Annotated in this window: 16 protein-coding genes; 9 read left to right on the top strand and 7 right to left on the bottom strand. The window is 73.7% G+C overall.

Translation table 11 applies throughout. The features are described from left to right. Positions 1 to 10: 10 nt before the first annotated feature. Entirely contained in the window at positions 11 to 511 is a 501-nt protein-coding gene (locus ACZ67M_RS21630) for an Lrp/AsnC family transcriptional regulator (protein ID WP_122616609.1), read from the bottom strand. A gap of 189 nt (positions 512 to 700) precedes the next feature. Between ACZ67M_RS21630 and pdhA the strand changes: the two genes are divergently transcribed. The 6 genes from pdhA to ACZ67M_RS21660 all read left to right on the top strand — a co-directional run bounded on the left by pdhA (position 701) and on the right by ACZ67M_RS21660 (position 7790). Continuing rightward, positions 701 to 1855: a pyruvate dehydrogenase (acetyl-transferring) E1 component subunit alpha gene (pdhA, locus tag ACZ67M_RS21635; protein ID WP_361356836.1), complete on the top strand. Its 1155-nt coding sequence runs from the start codon at positions 701 to 703 to the stop codon at positions 1853 to 1855. Continuing rightward, entirely contained in the window at positions 1852 to 2856 is a 1005-nt protein-coding gene (locus ACZ67M_RS21640) for an alpha-ketoacid dehydrogenase subunit beta (protein ID WP_161332042.1), read from the top strand. Before pdhA ends, ACZ67M_RS21640 begins: the two co-directional genes overlap by 4 nt. Continuing rightward, positions 2856 to 4277: a dihydrolipoamide acetyltransferase family protein gene (locus ACZ67M_RS21645; RefSeq protein ID WP_469852262.1), complete on the top strand. Its 1422-nt coding sequence runs from the start codon at positions 2856 to 2858 to the stop codon at positions 4275 to 4277. The genes ACZ67M_RS21640 and ACZ67M_RS21645 overlap by 1 nt, the downstream gene beginning before the upstream one ends. Positions 4278 to 4357: 80 nt before the next feature. Next, the gene (locus ACZ67M_RS21650) at positions 4358 to 5272 is read left to right on the top strand and encodes an NTP transferase domain-containing protein (RefSeq protein ID WP_392011270.1); all 915 of its coding nucleotides are present in this window, start codon (positions 4358 to 4360) and stop codon (positions 5270 to 5272) included. Beyond that, a complete protein-coding gene (locus ACZ67M_RS21655; protein ID WP_469852264.1) occupies positions 5272 to 6696 on the top strand; it encodes a molybdopterin molybdotransferase MoeA in 1425 nt (474 codons plus the stop codon). The genes ACZ67M_RS21650 and ACZ67M_RS21655 overlap by 1 nt, the downstream gene beginning before the upstream one ends. Beyond that, entirely contained in the window at positions 6693 to 7790 is a 1098-nt protein-coding gene (locus ACZ67M_RS21660; protein WP_361356849.1) for a potassium channel family protein, read from the top strand. Before ACZ67M_RS21655 ends, ACZ67M_RS21660 begins: the two co-directional genes overlap by 4 nt. Before the next feature lie 43 nt (positions 7791 to 7833). Here ACZ67M_RS21660 and ACZ67M_RS21665 read toward each other — a convergent pair whose 3' ends face one another. Together ACZ67M_RS21665 and ACZ67M_RS21670 are read right to left on the bottom strand one after the other, a co-directional pair. Next, the gene (locus ACZ67M_RS21665; protein ID WP_234956516.1) at positions 7834 to 8682 is read right to left on the bottom strand and encodes an ABC transporter permease; all 849 of its coding nucleotides are present in this window, start codon (positions 8680 to 8682) and stop codon (positions 7834 to 7836) included. Continuing rightward, positions 8679 to 9707, bottom strand: a complete 1029-nt coding sequence (locus ACZ67M_RS21670) for an ATP-binding cassette domain-containing protein (protein WP_392237236.1) — start codon at positions 9705 to 9707, stop codon at positions 8679 to 8681. Before ACZ67M_RS21670 ends, ACZ67M_RS21665 begins: the two co-directional genes overlap by 4 nt. A gap of 162 nt (positions 9708 to 9869) precedes the next feature. On the opposite strand from ACZ67M_RS21670, the gene ACZ67M_RS21675 reads away from it, so the two are divergent. Then, the gene (locus ACZ67M_RS21675) at positions 9870 to 10862 is read left to right on the top strand and encodes an NAD(P)H-quinone oxidoreductase (RefSeq protein WP_392011277.1); all 993 of its coding nucleotides are present in this window, start codon (positions 9870 to 9872) and stop codon (positions 10860 to 10862) included. Positions 10863 to 11039: 177 nt separating this feature from the next. Here the strand turns inward: ACZ67M_RS21675 and ACZ67M_RS21680 are convergent, their stop codons facing one another. Continuing rightward, positions 11040 to 11810, bottom strand: a complete 771-nt coding sequence (locus ACZ67M_RS21680; RefSeq protein ID WP_469852268.1) for a hypothetical protein — start codon at positions 11808 to 11810, stop codon at positions 11040 to 11042. Positions 11811 to 11971: 161 nt separating this feature from the next. On the opposite strand from ACZ67M_RS21680, the gene ACZ67M_RS21685 reads away from it, so the two are divergent. Beyond that, a complete protein-coding gene (locus tag ACZ67M_RS21685) occupies positions 11972 to 12514 on the top strand; it encodes a bacterial proteasome activator family protein (RefSeq protein ID WP_361356861.1) in 543 nt (180 codons plus the stop codon). Positions 12515 to 12609: 95 nt separating this feature from the next. On the opposite strand, the gene ACZ67M_RS21690 is transcribed toward ACZ67M_RS21685, so the two are convergent. Continuing rightward, complete coding sequence (locus ACZ67M_RS21690; RefSeq protein WP_361356864.1) at positions 12610 to 14262, bottom strand: Stk1 family PASTA domain-containing Ser/Thr kinase; 1653 nt, start codon at positions 14260 to 14262, stop codon at positions 12610 to 12612. A gap of 348 nt (positions 14263 to 14610) precedes the next feature. On the opposite strand from ACZ67M_RS21690, the gene ACZ67M_RS21695 reads away from it, so the two are divergent. Beyond that, on the top strand, positions 14611 to 16218 hold the full coding sequence (locus ACZ67M_RS21695; RefSeq protein ID WP_392011283.1) for a protein kinase domain-containing protein: 1608 nt from the start codon (positions 14611 to 14613) through the stop codon (positions 16216 to 16218). A 15-nt stretch (positions 16219 to 16233) separates the two neighbouring features. Here ACZ67M_RS21695 and ACZ67M_RS21700 read toward each other — a convergent pair whose 3' ends face one another. Beyond that, the gene (locus ACZ67M_RS21700; RefSeq protein ID WP_361356870.1) at positions 16234 to 16641 is read right to left on the bottom strand and encodes a pyridoxamine 5'-phosphate oxidase family protein; all 408 of its coding nucleotides are present in this window, start codon (positions 16639 to 16641) and stop codon (positions 16234 to 16236) included. A gap of 83 nt (positions 16642 to 16724) precedes the next feature. Beyond that, positions 16725 to 17381 carry a response regulator transcription factor gene (locus tag ACZ67M_RS21705; protein ID WP_352157072.1) on the bottom strand — a complete coding sequence of 219 codons (657 nt, stop codon included), beginning with the start codon at positions 17379 to 17381 and terminating at the stop codon, positions 16725 to 16727. Between the last annotated feature and the right edge of the window lie 4 nt (positions 17382 to 17385).

Consider the following 17385-nt stretch of genomic DNA (forward strand, 5'->3'; position numbering starts at 1 on the left):
GCCCGCGCGCTCAGCTCTGGGGTTCCAGGTCCTCGGTCTCGAACACCAGCAGGGTGCGCGTGCTGAGCACCTCCGGGATGGCCTGGAGGCGGCTGAGCACCAGCTCGCGCAGGGCCCGGTTGTCCGGCGTGTGCACCAGCAGGAGCACGTCGAAGTCACCGCCCACCAGGGCGATGTGCGAGGCCCCGGGCAGCTGCCGCAGCTGCGCCCGGACCGTGCGCCAGGAGTTCTGGACGATCTTCAGGGTGATGTAGGCCGAGGTCCCGTGCCCCGCGCGTTCGTGGTCGACGCGGGCTCCGAAGCCGCGGATGACGCCGTCCTCGACGAGCCGGTTGATGCGGGCGTAGGCGTTCGCGCGCGAGACGTGCACCCGCTCGGCGACCGACCGTATCGAGGCGCGGCCGTCGGCCTGGAGCATGCGCAGGATGTCCTGGTCGATCGCGTCCAGCGGGCGCGGGGGCGGCGGGGGAGCGGGCTCTTCGGGGCCGCCGTCCTCCGGGCGCTCGGCCATTTGTTCAGATGCCACCTGCCCCCGCCTCCCTGTCGTGGACGTCCTGCGTCCATCTCAGGCTGTGGAGAACCGTTTGTCCACAGCCTGGGGCCGCCTGTAGCCAAAATGTGCCGGCGACCGAACAATCGGTAGGTGAGGCCCGTCACACCCGTGGCGAGTCGACAGCCGCTCCCACGAGGAGGTGCCGTCATGACGGTCATGGAGCAGCGGGGCGCGTACCGGCCCACACCGCCGCCCGCCTGGCAGCCCCGTACCGACCCCGCGCCGCTGCTGCCCGACGCCGAGCCGTACCGCGTGCTCGGCACGGAGGCGGCGGAGCACGCCGACCCCGAGCTGCTGCGCACGCTCTACGCCCGGCTGGTCCACGGCCGGCGGTACAACGCGCAGGCTACGGCGCTGACCAAGCAGGGCCGACTGGCCGTCTACCCCTCCAGCACCGGCCAGGAGGCGTGCGAGATCGCCGCCGCGCTGGCCCTGAGGGAGCGGGACTGGCTCTTCCCCAGCTACCGGGACACGCTCGCCGTCGTCGCCCGCGGCGTCGACCCCGTCGAGGCCCTCACCCTGCTGCGCGGCGACTGGCACACCGGCTACGACCCCTACGAGCACCGGGTCGCCCCGCTGTCCACGCCGCTGGCCACCCAGCTGCCGCACGCCGTGGGCCTCGCGCACGCCGCCCGGCTCAAGGGCGACGACGTGGTCGCGCTCGCCATGGTCGGCGACGGCGGCACCAGCGAGGGCGACTTCCACGAGGCGCTGAACTTCGCCGCCGTCTGGCAGGCGCCCGTCGTCTTCCTGGTGCAGAACAACGGCTTCGCGATCTCCGTCCCGCTCGCCAAGCAGACCGCCGCCCCGTCGCTGGCCCACAAGGCCGTCGGCTACGGGATGCCGGGCCGCCTGGTCGACGGCAACGACGCGGTGGCCGTGCACGAGGTCCTCTCCGACGCCGTGCGCCGCGCGCGCGAGGGCGGCGGTCCCACACTGGTGGAGGCGGTGACGTACCGCGTCGAGGCGCACACCAACGCCGACGACGCCACGCGCTACCGGGGCGACGCCGAGGTCGAGACCTGGCGGCGGCACGACCCGATCGAGCTGCTGGAGCGGGAGCTGACCGACCGCGGCCTGCTCGGCGAGGACGCCGTCCTGGCGGCCCGCGAGGACGCCGAGGCCATGGCCGCGGACCTGCGCGCCCGGATGAACCAGGACCCGGAGCTGGACCCGATGGACCTGTTCGCCCACGTCTACGCCGAGCCCACCGGGCAGCTGCGCGAGCAGCGGGCGCTGCTGCGCGCGGAGCTGGAGGCCGCGGCCGAGGCGGAGACCGGGCCGGAAGGGACGCACCGATGACCACCGTCGCCGCCAAGCCGGCCACCATGGCGCAGGCCCTCACCCGCGCGCTGCGCGACGCCATGGCCGCCGACCCGGCCGTGCACGTCCTCGGCGAGGACGTGGGCACCCTCGGCGGTGTCTTCCGCGTCACCGACGGCCTCGCGAAGGAGTTCGGCGAGGACCGCTGCACGGACACCCCGCTCGCCGAGGCCGGCATCCTCGGCACCGCCGTCGGCATGGCGATGTACGGGCTGCGCCCGGTCGTGGAGATGCAGTTCGACGCCTTCGCCTACCCGGCGTTCGAGCAGGTCGTCAGCCACGTCACCAAGATGCGCAACCGCACGCGCGGCAAGATGCCCCTGCCGCTGACCATCCGCGTCCCCTACGGCGGCGGCATCGGCGGGGTCGAGCACCACAGCGACTCGTCCGAGGCGTACTACATGGCGACTCCGGGGCTCCATGTCGTCACGCCCGCGACCGTCGCCGACGCCTACGGGCTGCTGCGCGCGTCCATCGCCTCCGACGACCCGGTGGTCTTCCTCGAACCCAAGCGCCTGTACTGGTCGAAGGACGCCTGGAACCCCGAGGAGCCCGCACCCGTTGAACCGGTGGGCCGCGCGGTGGTGCGGCGTTCCGGCCGGAGCGCCACACTCATCACGTACGGGCCGTCGCTGGCCGTCTGCATGGAGGCGGCCGAGGCGGCCCGGGCCGAGGGCTGGGACCTCGAAGTCGTCGATCTGCGCTCCCTGGTGCCGTTCGACGACGAGACGGTGTGCGCTTCGGTGCGGCGGACGGGACGCGCGGTCGTCGTCCACGAGTCGGGTTCCTTCGGGGGCCCGGGCGGGGAGATCGCGGCCCGGGTCACGGAGCGCTGCTTCCACCACCTGGAGGCGCCGGTGCTGCGTGTGGCCGGGTTCGACATCCCGTACCCGCCGCCGATGCTGGAGCGCCACCACCTGCCCGGTGTGGACCGGATCCTGGACGCCGTGGGGCGTCTTCAGTGGGAGGCCGAAAGCTGATGGCACAGGTGCTGGAGTTCAAGCTCCCGGACCTCGGTGAGGGGCTCACCGAGGCGGAGATCGTGCGCTGGCTCGTCGAGGTCGGCGAGGTCGTCGCCGTCGACCAGCCGGTCGTCGAGGTCGAGACGGCCAAGGCGATGGTCGAGGTGCCCTGCCCCTACGGCGGCGTGGTCACCGCCCGCTTCGGCGAGGAGGGCTCGGAGCTGCCCGTCGGCGCGCCGCTGCTGACGGTCGCGGTGGGCGAGGGAGCCGCTCCCGGCGGCCCGGAGCGGGCCCCTGGCGGCGCCGCCGAGGGGGCGAGGGCCGAGACGGCCAAGGCCGCGGCGACCGGGGCCGAGCAGCCCAAGGCCGAGGGCTCCGGCAACGTCCTGGTCGGCTACGGCACCTCGGAGGCACCGGCGCGGCGGCGCCGGGTGCGTCCGGTGCGTCCGGAGCCCGCCGCCCATCAGGCCGGCGCGGCGGCGAACGGGCGGCCCGTCCGCGCCGCCGAGCCGGAGGGTCCCGTCCCGGTCATCTCCCCGCTGGTCCGCAGGCTGGCCCGGCAGAACGACCTGGACCTGCGCGAACTGACCGGCTCGGGCCCCGACGGGCTGATCCTGCGGGCGGACGTGGAGTACGCGCTGCGTGCCGCCACCGCCCAGGGCGGCCGTACGGCGGTCCAGCCGGGCGTGGCGGACCAAGGGCCGAGCGCCCCGCCCACCGGGTCCCCCGTGTCCTCCGCGCCGCGCCCCGGCGGCATCCGCACCCCCCTCAAGGGCGTGCGCGGCGCCGTCGCCGACAAGCTCTCCCGCAGCCGGCGCGAGATCCCCGACGCGACCTGCTGGGTGGACGCCGACGCGACCGAGCTGATGCGGGCGCGCACCGCGATCAACGCGTCGGGGGGCCCGAAGATCTCCCTCGTCGCGCTGCTGGCCCGGATCTGCACGGCCGCCCTGGCCCGCTTCCCGGAGCTGAACTCCACGGTCGACACCCAGGCCCGGGAGGTCGTCCAACTCGACCACGTCCACCTCGGCTTCGCCGCCCAGACGGACCGGGGGCTGGTCGTGCCGGTCGTCCGGGACGCGCACGCGCGGGACGCCGAGGGGCTCACCGCGGAGTTCGCCCGGCTGACCGAGGCGGCCCGCGCGGGCCGGCTGACGCCCGGTGAGCTGACCGGCGGCACCTTCACGTTGAACAACTACGGCGTGTTCGGCGTCGACGGCTCCACGCCGATCATCAACCACCCGGAGGCGGCGATGCTCGGCGTCGGCCGCATCGTCCCCAAGCCGTGGGTGCACGAGGGCGAGTTGGCGGTGCGTCAGGTCGTCCAGCTGTCGCTCACCTTCGACCACCGGGTCTGCGACGGCGGCACGGCGGGCGGTTTCCTGCGGTACGTGGCGGACTGCGTGGAACAGCCGGCGGTGCTGCTGCGCACCCTGTGACGCGGGTGCTGCCGCGCGGACGCTGATCGCGCGGCCTCCCCCACGTTCCCTGTGATCGCTCAGGGCCCCATACTCGGGGGGTGACCGCGTACGAGCCACCGGGTGACCCCGGCGCCGGCCCCGGCCCCGCGCCGGGCCCCGGCCCCGCCGGGTACGACGCCGTCGTGCTCGCGGGAGGGGCCGCCCGGCGGCTCGGCGGTGCCGACAAACCCGGCCTGCGCGTGGGCGGGCGCGCGCTCCTCGACCGGGTGCTCGCCGCCTGCGCCGGAGCGCGCACCACCGTGGTCGTCGCCGGACCGCGGCCCACCGCCCGCCCGGTGACCTGGGCCCGCGAGGACCCGCCGGGTGGCGGACCGCTCGCCGCCCTCGCGGCCGGACTGCGGCACACCACGGCCGAGTACGTCGTCGTGCTCTCCGCCGACCTGCCGTTCCTGGGCGAACCCACCGTCGCCCGGCTGCTGTCGGCCCTCGCCGCGGGCGAGGCGGACGGCGTGCTGCTCACCGACGCCGACGGCCGCGACCAGCCCCTGGTGGCGGCCTATCGCGCCTCCGCCCTACGTCGCGAACTCGCCGCGCCGGCTGGGGAGGAGGAGACGGAACTCACCGGGCTGCCCCTGCGCCGCCTCACCGGCGCCCTCCGGCTCGCGCGGGTTCCCGACGCCGTCGCCTCCTTCGACTGCGACACCTGGGACGACATCGCCACCGCAAGGGCACGCATCAGGGAGCATGGTCACGTGTTGGATGAATGGATCTCCGCAGCCAAGGACGAACTGGGCATCGACCTCGACGTCGACACCGGCCTCCTGCTCGACCTCGCGCGTGACGCCGCCCACGGAGTGGCCCGGCCCGCGGCGCCGCTGACCACCTTCCTCGTCGGCTACGCCGCCGGGCGGGCCGGGGGAGGTCCCGAGGCGGTCGCCGAGGCAGCCCGCAAGGCCGCGGCCCTCGCCCAGCGCTGGGCGGACGAGGCCACCGACGCCCGCCCGGACGCCTGATGGCCTCCCCCGGCACATGGGCCGACGACGAAGACCTCGACGTCGAGGAGGCGCTCGCCCTCGTGAAGGAGAACCCCGGCCGCCCGCACGGCCGTCCGGGCCCTTCCCACGGTGACCCCGGCCACGCTGCGGCCCGCGCCACGGCCGGCGGCCGTCAGGGCGCCCCGAACGGCCCCGCCGAGCCCCATGAGCCCTCTGACTCCCCCGAGTCCCACCACGCGACACCCTGGCCCGAGGCCCGGTCGGCCGCCGAGCGCGCCGCCCGCTCCGCCGCCCGTGCCGCCCGCCGCACCCCGGTCTCCGTGCCGCTCGACGCGGCTCTCGGCCTCACCCTGGCCGCACCGCTGACCGCCCTCACCGACCTGCCGTCCTTCGACACCTCCGCGATGGACGGCTGGGCCGTCGCCGGGCCGGGCCCCTGGACCGTGCGCGACGAAGGCGTCCTGGCCGGACACGGGGAGGCCGCGCCCCTCACCGACGGCGAGGCCGCCCGGATCGCCACCGGCGCCCGCATCCCCCCGGACACCACCGCCGTGCTGCGCACCGAGCACGGCCGCACCGACGACCGGGACCGTCTCCACCCCACCCGCGAGGTCGTCCACGGCCAGGACATCCGCCCGCGCGGCCAGGAGTGCCGCAGCGGCGACCAGTTGCTGCCCGTCGGCACCCTCGCGACCCCGCCCGTGCTGGGCCTCGCGGCGGCCGCCGGGTACGACACCCTCACCACCGTCCCCCGCCCCCGCGTCGACGTCCTCGTCCTCGGCGACGAATTGCTCACCGGTGGCCTCCCGCACGACGGCCTGATCCGGGACGCGCTCGGCCCGATGCTGCCGCACTGGCTGCGTGCGCTCGGCGCCGAGGTCCGCACCGTCCGCCGCATCGGCGACGACGCCCAGGCGCTGGAACAAGCCGTCACGACCTGCGACGCCGACCTGATCGTCACGACCGGCGGTACCGCCGCCGGGCCCGTCGACCACGTCCACCCGATCCTGCGCCGGATCGGCGCCGACCTCCTCGTGGACGGCGTCAAGGTGCGCCCGGGACACCCGATGCTGCTGGCCCGCCTCAAGGACGACCAGCACCTCGTCGGGCTGCCCGGCAATCCCCTGGCCGCCGTCTCCGGCCTGCTCACCCTCGCCGAGCCGCTGCTGCGCACGCTCGCCGCCCGCCCGGCGCCCGAGCGGTACACGCTGCCGCTGCGGGACGCGGTGCACGGGCACCCCTACGACACCCGGCTCGTCCCCGTCGTACTGCGCGAGGACGGCGCAGCGCCGCTGCACTACAACGGCCCGGCCATGCTGCGCGGCATCGCGGCCGCCGACGCGCTGGCCGTCGTACCCCCGGGCGGAGCGCGGTCGGGTCAGGAGGCGGAGTTGCTGGACCTGCCCTGGGCCACCGCCGGAATCGGAGTGTGTTTCACGTGAAACTTCCGGGCCAGGACGCGATCGCCCGCCAGGCGGACGAGCATCTCGTGACCCACCGGGTGAAGCTCCCCAGGAAACTGGTGGAGCACCCGATCCGGCAGGTCGCCAAGCGGCTCTCCCTGGCCCTGGTGGTGCTGGTCGCGACGGCGTTCATCGTCTACGCCGACGCCGACGGCTACAACGACAACTCGGACGGCTCGGTCGATCTTCTCGACGCCTTCTACTACGCCACCGTCACCCTCTCCACCACCGGATACGGCGACATCACCCCGGTCAGCGACGCCGCCCGGCTGACCAACATCTTCATCATCACGCCCCTGCGTGTGATGTTCCTGATCATCCTGGTCGGCACCACGCTGGAAGCCCTCACCGAGCGCACTCGGGAGGAGTGGCGCCTGAACCGCTGGAGGTCCACCTTGCGCGATCACACCGTCGTCGTCGGCTTCGGCACCAAGGGGAGGTCGGCGATCCAGACCGTCTGCGCTACCGGCCTGCGCAAGGAGCAGGTGGTGGTGGTCGACCCGAGCGGGAAGGCCATCGAGGCCGCGACGGCGCACGGCTACGCGGGCGTGATAGGCGACGCGACGCGCAGTGACGTGCTCAACCGCGCCGAGCTGTTCCGCGCGAAGCAGATCATCATCGCCACGCAGCGGGACGACACGGCCGTGCTGGTGACGCTGACGGCCCGGCAGATGAACCGGGGCGCGAAGATCGTGGTCGCGGTCCGCGAGGAGGAGAACGCGCCGCTGCTGAAGCAGTCCGGCGCCGACGCCGTGATCACCAGCGCCAGCGCCGCGGGCCGGCTGCTCGGGCTCTCGGTGCTCAGCCCCGCCGCCGGCATGGTCATGGAGGACCTGATCAGCCAGGGCAGCGGCCTCGACCTCATCGAGCGGCCCGTCATAAAGGCCGAGGTGGGCAAGAACCTGCGCGAGGTGAGCGACCTGGTGGTGAGCGTCGTGCGGGGGCACCGGGTCCTGGGGTACGACGACGCGGCCGTCGGCGGGCTGGAGCTGACGGACCGGCTGATCACGATCGTGCGGGCGACGCCGACCACCCAGGTGGCGCCCGACGCCCGCCCGCTGCCCCGCGACTGAGGGGGCCCGCGACTGGCGCGGCCCCCTCGAGATCGCGGACCCGCTACTTGCGGTTGTAGAGCCGCATCGTGACCGGGCCGAAGACCAGCAGGAGCGCGCCCGCCCAGCCCAGCGTCCAGGCGATCTCGACGCCGGGCCACTCGCCCGCCATCAGACCGCGCACCGCGGACGCGAGGTGGGTGATCGGGCTGTTGTTGACGAAGGCCTGGAGCCAGCCCGGCATGGTCTTCGGGTCGACGAAGACGTTGGACAGGAAGGTGAGCGGGAAGATCACCATCATGCTGACGCTCATCACCGACTTCTCGGTGCGCAGCATCAGTCCGAACATCGTCCAGATCCAGGAGAAGGCGAACGAGAAGACCAGCAGCAGCGCGATGCCGGCGACCACGCCGACGAACCCGCCGTCGGGCCGGTAGCCGAGCAGCAGGCCCACCGCGAGCATCACGACGGACGCGATGGTGTAGCGCAGCGCGTCGCCGAGCAGGTAGCCGACCATCGCCGAGGGCCGCCAGATCGGCAGCGAGCGGAAGCGGTCGAAGACGCCCTTCTCGATGTCGACGTTCACCGAGATGCCGGTGTACATCGTGATCATCACGACCGACATCACGAGGATGCCCGGCAGGACGAACTGGATGTAGTCGCCGGGCGAACCCGCCAGCGCACCGCCGAAGAGGTACGTGAACATCAACAGGTTCATGATCGGGAACGCGGTGACGTCGAAGAGCTGCTCCGGCACGTGCTTGATCTTGAGGATCGCGCGCCAGCCGAACGTCACGGACGTGGACAGGGCACTGGGCCGGGGCGGGCGCTCCTTGGCCACCAGCAGCGCCGCCAGGGACTCGGCGCTGACCGGGGAGAGCTCCTTGCTCTCGGGGCTCGTGGCCGTGCTCATGCCGCCACCTCGTCCTTCTTGTCGGTGCCGGAGCCGGCGTCGGGGCCGGTGCTCTGGCCGGTGTCGTGCCCGGTCAGCGCCAGGAAGACCTCGTCGAGGCTGGGCTGTCCCAGGGAGAAGCTGTCGACGGTGATGCCGGCCCGCGCCAGCTCACCGAGGGCCTTGGCGGCCTGGTCGGCGGCGGTGTCGCCGGCCGCCGCGCCGAGGCGGGCGCTCAGTGCCACCGGGTCGGGCTCCTGCTGCACCTCGGCGACCAGCAGGTTCCGCAGCAGCCGCTCGGCCTCGGGGCGCTCCTCGGCGTCCCGCAGCCGCAGATGGACGGAGCCGGCGCCGACGGACGCCTTCAGCTCGCCCTTGGTGCCCTCGGCGATCACCTTGCCCTGGTCGATCACGGCGATCCGGGACGCCAGCTGGTCGGCCTCGTCCAGGTACTGCGTGGTCAGCAGCACGGTGGTGCCCTGGGCGACGACCGCGCGCACGATGTCCCACACCTGGTTGCGGCTGCGCGGGTCGAGGCCGGTGGTCGGCTCGTCCAGGAAGAGCAGGTCGGGGGTGTTGAGGATGGACGCGGCGATGTCGATGCGCCGCCGCATGCCACCGGAGTAGTGCTTGACCTGCTTCCCCGCGGCGTCCGTCAGGCCGAAGGCCGCCAGCAGCTGCTCGCCGCGCTCCGCCGCGGCCGCCTTGCCGTGACCGAGGAGGCGGCCCAGCAGGATCAGGTTCTCGGTGCCGGTGAGGTCCTCGTCCACGGAGGCGTACTGACCGGTGAGGCTCACCCGGCTGCGTACCTCGTCCGCCTCGCGTACGACGTCACGGCCGAAGACCCGGGCCTGGCCGGCGTCCGGCCGCAGCAGGGTGGCGAGCATCTTCACCGTGGTGGTCTTGCCCGCGCCGTTCGGTCCGAGGACGCCGTAGACCGTGCCGGCGGGCACCGAGAGGTCCACCCCGTCCACGGCCCGGGTCTCGCCGAACGTCTTGACCAGTCCCGCGGTCTCGATCGCGGGGTCGGACGTGTGCGTGCTCATGCTGGTGGTCCTTCCGCCTTCTTGGGCTACGCATGGGGAGACCTTTACCGTCGCGCAAACTCATCGGTCGTGCGAAGGGATTTCGGGAGGGACGGTCCCAAAGTCGCAGGGCGCTCGGTCCGGGGACCCGGGCACGGAGGACCACAGGAGTAGCGTCGCCCCATGCATGCGATCACGATTTCCGAACCCGGCGGCCCCGAGGCGCTGGTCTGGACCGAGGTCCCGGACCCGGTGCCCGGCGACGGCGAGGTCCTGGTCGAGGTGGCGGCCAGCGCCGTCAACCGCGCCGACATCATGCAGCGCCAGGGGTTCTACGATCCCCCGCCCGGCGCCTCCCCGTACCCCGGACTGGAGTGTTCCGGGCGGATCGCCGCGCTCGGGCCCGGCGTGTCCGGCTGGGCCGTCGGCGACGAGGTCTGCGCGCTGCTCTCGGGCGGCGGCTACGCGGAGAAGGTCGTCGTTCCGTCCGGCCAGCTGCTGCCGGTGCCCAAGGGCGTCGGCCTCAAGGAGGCGGCGGCGCTGCCCGAGGTGGTCTGCACCGTCTGGTCGAACGTCTTCATGGTCGCCCACCTGCGGCCCGGCGAGACGTTCCTCGTGCACGGCGGCTCCAGCGGCATCGGCACCATGGCGATCCAGCTCGCCAAGGCGGTGGGTGCGCGCGTCGCCGTGACGGCGGGCACCCCGGAGAAGCTGGAGCGCTGCGCCGCGCTGGGCGCCGACATCCTGGTCAACTACCGGGAGCAGGACTTCGTCGCCGAGCTGAAGGAGGCGACGGGCGGCGCGGGCGCCGACGTGATCCTCGACAACATGGGGGCCAAGTACCTGGACCGCAACGTCCGGGCCCTCGCGGTGAACGGCCGGCTGGCGATCATCGGCATGCAGGGCGGCCGGAAGGGCGAGCTGGACATCGGCACGCTCCTCGCCAAGCGCGCCGCCGTGAGCGCGACCTCGCTGCGGGCCCGCCCGCCGGAGGAGAAGGCGGCCATCGTGGCCGCTGTACGGGAGCACGTCTGGCCGCTCTTCGCCGGAGACGGCAGTGCTCGCGTACGCCCGGTCGTCGACCGCGAACTGGCGATGAGCGACGCCGCCGACGGCCACCGGGTGGTGGAGGAGAGCGGCCACATCGGCAAGGTGCTGCTGGTCACCGGGTCGTAGGGCCTCCGGCGGATCGGGTCGCCGGCAGGCCACGCCGCCTTGCCGGCGCCGGAGCATGGCGCAGACGCCGGTGGGCGCGCCGGGCCCCGCGTCCGGGGCACCATCCGGCGGGCCGGCCCGCCTGGCGCGGGCGGCGCTGTGTCCCGCGGGCGGGCCGTGGTCCGTCATGGCGCCGGGCTACCCCCGGCGCAGGCGCAGGCCCACGAAGGCGAGGGCCAGGCCGAGGCCGATGAGGACCAGGCCGCTGCCGAGGGGGAGCACCCGCAGCACGGGCTCGGTGGCGGCGGCACGCGTGCCGGTCCCGGGCTGGGACTGGGACGGCGCGGCGGAGGGCACCAGGGCGGCCTCGCCGGGCGGCTGGGCGGTGGCCGGGTCCTCGGCCGGCCCGTCGTGGTCGCCCCGCGCCCTGCGGTCGGCGTTCTCGTGGGCGCCGTCCCTCCCCGGCCTCCACTCCCCGGCACGGCCGGGCCGCTGCCTGCCCTCGCCCGGCACGCTCCCCGCCCGGGACGGCTCCGGCGTGGAGACGGCGGGCGCCGCGGAACGCGCCGAGGCGCCGGACTTCGAGGGCGAGGCCGTGGTGGAGGGCGTGGCGGAACCGTGCGCCCTCCCGCCCCCGGGCCGGGTCTGCCCGGCGGAGGGCGCGGCGGGGCCGGCCTCGGGACGCTCGGGGCGCTCCGGGCGGCCGGGGCGCTCGTGCCCGCTGGACTGCCCGGGGCGCTCGTGCCCGCCCCGCCCGTCCTGGTCCCCGCCGCCGTCGGGTCGGTCGGCGGCGGCCCCCGGCACCGCACCGTGCCCCGGCCCCGAGGGGGACGGCGTGAAGGCGCCCCCCACCGCCGCGAACCCGGCGACGCCGTGCGCCGCCCCCACCCCGTACGGCGACACCAGCGCGCCGAACCCCAGTGCCCCCACCAGTCCCGTCGCTCGCAGTGTGCGCAGCCATGGAGTCACGTCCGTGACCCCCTCCCGGTGTAACCAGTCGTGGAAAATCGACGGAACAAGCCTCACACCAGGCGACGATTCCGGCATTTCGGACGGGTCCGAACGCGGTGCGACACCTTTGGGCGGGGGCACCGCCCGGCCGCCGCGCACCGGTGCGAGACAATGGCGGCATGGAGATGCCGAGGAACGACAGGTCGCCGGAGAACCCCCAGATCCTGGTCGTCGGCCAGGACGGAATGGCGCTCAGCGGCGGCGGCGGGGACGACGACTCCCGCGAGATTCCGGTGACCGAGCAGGTGGAACAGCCTGCCAAGGTCATGCGGATCGGCAGCATGATCAAGCAGCTGCTGGAGGAGGTGCGCGTCGCGCCCCTGGACGAGGCGAGCCGGGCCCGGCTCAAGGAGATCCACTCCAGCTCGGTGAAGGAGCTGGAGGACGGTCTGGCCCCGGAGCTGGTCGAGGAGCTGGAGCGGCTCTCCCTGCCGTTCACCGACGACGTGACCCCGACCGACGCCGAGCTGCGGATCGCGCAGGCGCAGCTGGTCGGCTGGCTGGAGGGGCTGTTCCACGGCATCCAGACCACGCTGTTCGCCCAGCAGATGGCCGCGCGGGCCCAGCTGGAGCAGATGCGCCGCGCCCTGCCGCCGGGGGTCGTCCCGGACGGCGAGGAGCCCCCGCAGCCGGGCGGCCGCTCGGGCGGCCCGTACCTCTAGCCTCTGGTGGGGCTCCCGACCCGCGGGAGCCTCCCCCACGACAGCGCGAAGGGCCCGGCAGCGGTTGCTGCCGGGCCCTTCGCGCTGTCACGCGCTCACTCGGAGGCCGGGTTGCCCGTCGAGACCTTGAGCTGGATCTCCGGCATGTCCTCCGGGTCGACGTCCGTGCCGGCCGCCGGGAACTGGTCCCGGATCGAGCCCTCGCCGTATGTGTTCTCGTCGACCTCGACGACCTTCATCCGCCAGCCCGCGGCGTTGAAGCACTCCTTGACCGAGCCGATGTACTTGAACGTGAAGTCCGGCACCTTGATCTTGTCGGGGTCGTTGTACGACTCCTCCGGCTCGGTGCACTCGTCCTTCTCCATGGTCTTCGTCTTGTCCGGCCCGCGGTAGCCCGCCGCCTTCGACGCCGACACGGAGGCGCTGGGGGAGTTGCCCGCCTCGGGGTCGTCACCGCCGCCGCCGTTCATCAGCAGCGCGCCGACCAGTCCGCCGACGGCCACCACGGCGACCACGATCGAGCCGATGATCACCGGCTTGTTGTTCTTGCCCCCGCCCGCGCCGCCGGAGGCCGGGGCCGACGGCGTCAGGTTGTACGGCGGCGGCGTGGACGCGCCCTGCTGCCCGTGCTGTCCGTACGGGGCAGGCGTCTGGTAGCCGCCCTGCTGCGGATAGCCGTAGGCGGCGGGCGAGTGCGTGGCGGGTGCCGGGCCGCCGTACGGGTTCGGGGCCGGGGTCGGCTGGTACGGCGTCTGGACGGGGCCGGTGGGGGCCGGGGTGCTCTGGTCGACCGGCGGGAAGACCGCGGAGCCGACACCGGCGCCGCTCGCCGCGGCCGCGCCGGGCACGATGCTCGGCGGGGCGGCGTGGAAGGACTGCGCCACCCGCAGGCACTCGTCCCGCATGGCCTCGGCGCTCGGGAAGCGTTCGTTCGGGTTCTTCTTCAGGGCGCGGGCCACCAGCGCGTCCACCGCCGGGGGCAGCGACCGGTTGACCGAGGAGGGGGCCACCGGCTCCTCCTGCACGTGCGCGTACGCGATGGCCAGCGGGGAGTCCGCGTCGAACGGCAGCCGCCCGGTGACCAGTTGGAACAGCATGATGCCGACCGAGTACAGGTCGGAGCGGGCGTCCACGCCGCGGCCGAGGGCCTGTTCCGGCGAGAGGTACTGCGGGGTGCCGACCACCATGCCGGTCTGCGTCATCGAGGTGACGCCGGACTGCATGGCGCGGGCGATGCCGAAGTCCATGACCTTGACCACGCCGCGCTTGGTCATCATCACGTTGCCCGGCTTGATGTCCCGGTGGACCAGGCCCATCTCGTGGCTGATCTCCAGCGCCGCCAGCACGTCCGCGGTGATCTTCAGCGCCTTGTCGGCGGGCATCGCGCCCTGCTGGCGGACGTCCTCGTCGAGCACCGAGCCCAGCGGGCGGCCCTCGACGTACTCCATGACGATGTACGGCGTCGTCATGGAGTCCAGCTCGTCCTCGCCGGTGTCGAAGACCGAGACGATGTTGGTGTGCGTGAGCTTGGCCACGGCCTGGGCCTCGCGGCGGAAGCGCTCGCGGAAGGCCTGTTCCCGGCCCAGCTCGGTGTGGAGCGTCTTGATCGCGACCTGGCGGTCGAGGACCGAGTCGTACGCCAGGTGCACGGAGGCCATGCCGCCCTCGCCGAGCAAGTCGCGCAGCTGGTAGCGGCCGCCGGCGAGCGCGCGCCCCGCGTACCGGCCCTGTCCGGCGTCCTGGCTCATGTCTCTGCGTCCCCCATAGGCGCCGCGGCGCCGGTGGCAGCGGGCCGCGCGCTCGTGATCGAAAGTGCTATTCCCGGCCAAGTCTGCCCGAGGGCACTGACACGTCAAGCGCGGTGCCCGTTCCGTGACCGTACGCGAAAGAAGCGTCGCGGAAGCGTTACAGCCGCCGTACCGCCGGTACACAGAATTTGCACGACAGTAAGGAACCAGGGTTTCATGACCGGTCCGTCTCATGTCCGGTCCCGGCCCCCCATCCCGGACCGGAGGCCGCCGCGGAGCCTGTAGCGTGGCCGACGGAGACCGTAACAACACCGCGCGCACCGCGGGCAGAAACGACGGCGAGGACTGATGGCACAGCAGCAGCGCGCCCAGGGCCCGTCCGATCCCGAGGCGAATGGCGGCGGTATGGCTGACGCGCCGGAGACCTGGGGCAACGGCGGCCTTGTCGGCGACGGCCGGTACCGGCTGACCCGCAGACTCGGGCGGGGCGGCATGGCCGAGGTGTTCGCCGCCGAGGACGTCCGCCTGGGCCGCACCGTGGCGGTCAAGCTGCTCCGCGCCGACCTGGCCGAGGACCCGGTCTCCAAGGCGCGCTTCACGCGCGAGGCGCAGTCGGTGGCCGGCCTCAACCACCACGCGATCGTCGCCGTGTACGACTCCGGCGAGGACTTCGTCGGCGGCCAGTCCGTGCCGTACATCGTGATGGAGATCGTCGAGGGCCGCACCATCCGCGACCTCCTCCTGAACGCCGAGGCGCCCGGCCCCGAGCAGGCGCTGATCATCGTCTCCGGCGTCCTGGAGGCGCTCGCCTACTCGCACCAGCACGGCATCGTGCACCGCGACATCAAGCCGGCCAATGTCATCATCACCAACAACGGCGCGGTGAAGGTGATGGACTTCGGCATCGCCCGCGCCCTGCACGGCGCGTCCACGACGATGACGCAGACCGGCATGGTCATGGGCACCCCGCAGTACCTCTCCCCGGAGCAGGCCCTCGGCAAGGCCGTGGACCACCGCTCCGACCTGTACGCGACCGGCTGCCTGCTCTACGAACTGCTCGCGCTGCGCCCGCCGTTCACCGGCGAGACCCCGCTGTCCGTGGTCTACCAGCACGTCCAGGACATCCCGACGCCCCCGTCCGAGGTCTCCGACGCCACCCCGCCGGAGCTGGACGGCCTCGTGATGCGCTCCCTGGCCAAGGAGCCCGACGACCGGTTCCAGACCGCCGAGGAGATGCGCGGGCTGGTCCAGTACGGGCTCCAGATGCTCTACGAGCAGGGCAGCCACACCGGCACCTGGAACACCGGCCCGGTCACCGCGCACGACGGCCGGCAGACGCCGGCGGCCGGTCTCGCCGGCACGTCGGTGATGCCGAACCCCGGCCACGGAACGTCGGGCACCCAGCAGATCCCGCAGCCGATCCTGCCCGGCCGCTACGGCGGGGGCGACGACGGCGGCTTCGAGGGCAACGGCAACAAGGGCAGCGGCCGCGGCAAGCTGTGGATACTGGCCGTCCTCGCGGTCATCGCCATCGCGGCCGGCGTCGCGCTGGCCCTGAACAACGGCGATGACGGCAAGGGCGGCACCGACACGGACAAGAGTCCGTCCGCCAGCGTCTCGGAGAGCACCGGCGACGAGTCGCCCAGCCCGTCGCCCAGCGACGAGGAGACGCAGGAGAACACCGACCCGGGCACGGACCAGGACAACGGCGGGGGCGGCACCGGCGGTGGCGACTGGACGCCGTCGTACTCACCCTCCTACACGCCCTCCCAGAGTCAGACGGAGGAGCCGACCGGCGACCCCACCGGCGACCCGACCGGCGATCCGACGACGCCCACGGACGACCCGACGACGGACCCGACCGGGCCGACGGGCGACCCGACCGGCGATCCGACCGGCGGCACCGAGGGCGGCGGCGGGACCGGGGCCCCGGGCGGCGAAGAGGGCAACGGCTGACCGGAGCGCCGCGGGTCACAGGGTGCCGACGGTGTCCTCCGTGACGTGCACCGAACCGAACTGCGGCTCGATCCGCAGGTAGACCGGGTCGAACGGCTCGCCGTCCACCCGGCGCGGTGCGGGGCCGAACCGCTCGACCTCTGCGGCGCTCGGCTCGTGCGCCTCGCACCGGCCCACCACCTGGGCCGACCACAGGCTCTCGCCGGGCCCGGCGGTGCTCAGGTTGTCGGCGCCGTACGCGACGACGCTCCCGGCGCAGACCTGGTGGTAGCCGCAGCTGCGCGGCATGCGCAGCAGGACCCGGGCGTCGGCCACGATGTGGCGCGCGAAGGCGAGGAACGGCAGGGCGCGCATGGTCGTGGCAGCGCGGCCGTAGGCGGTGCGGGCGAGCAGGCCTACGGCGTGCTGTGCGTCGGTGGGCATGCACTCACTGTGCGCGAGCGGATGCGGCGGCGACAGAGTCGCCCGCCCCGGCAGGACGGGACGTAAGTCCCGGTTCGGGCGGCTCAGCGGCTCTCCGCCTCCAGCCGGGCCACGAAGGCAGCCGCCTGGGAACGCCGCTGCATCCCGAGCTTGGCCAGCAGACTCGACACGTAGTTCTTGATCGTCTTCTCCGCCAGGTTCAGCCGCTCGCCGATCGCGCGGTTGGTCATCCCCTCGCCGATCAGCTCCAGAATGCGGCGCTCCTGGTCGGTCAGGCGGGCCAGCCGGTCGTCGGGCTTGGCGCCGCCGTCGCGCAGTCGCTCCAGCACCCGCGCGGTGGCCGCGGGGTCGAGCAGCGACTTGCCCGCCGCCACGCCGCGTACGGCGCTCAGCAGCTCGGCGCCCCGGATGTCCTTGAGGACGTACCCGGAGGCGCCCGCCATGATCGCGTCGAACAGGGCCTCGTCGTCGGCGAAGGAGGTCAGCATGAGGCAGCGGACGGACTCGTCCCGGGAGCGGATGTCGCGGCACACCTCGACGCCGCTGCCGTCGGGCAGCCGGACGTCCAGCACCGCCACGTCCGGACGGGTGGCCATGACCCGGGCCGCGGCGTCGGCCACCGTGCCGGCCTCGCCGACCACCTCGATGTCGGACTCGCCCGAGAGCAGATCGTGCACCCCCCGGCGCACCACCTCGTGGTCGTCGAGGAGGAATACCCGGATTTTTCCGTCTTCGCGCACGCGG

Source organism: Streptomyces sp. NPDC107500 (assembly GCF_055582785.1).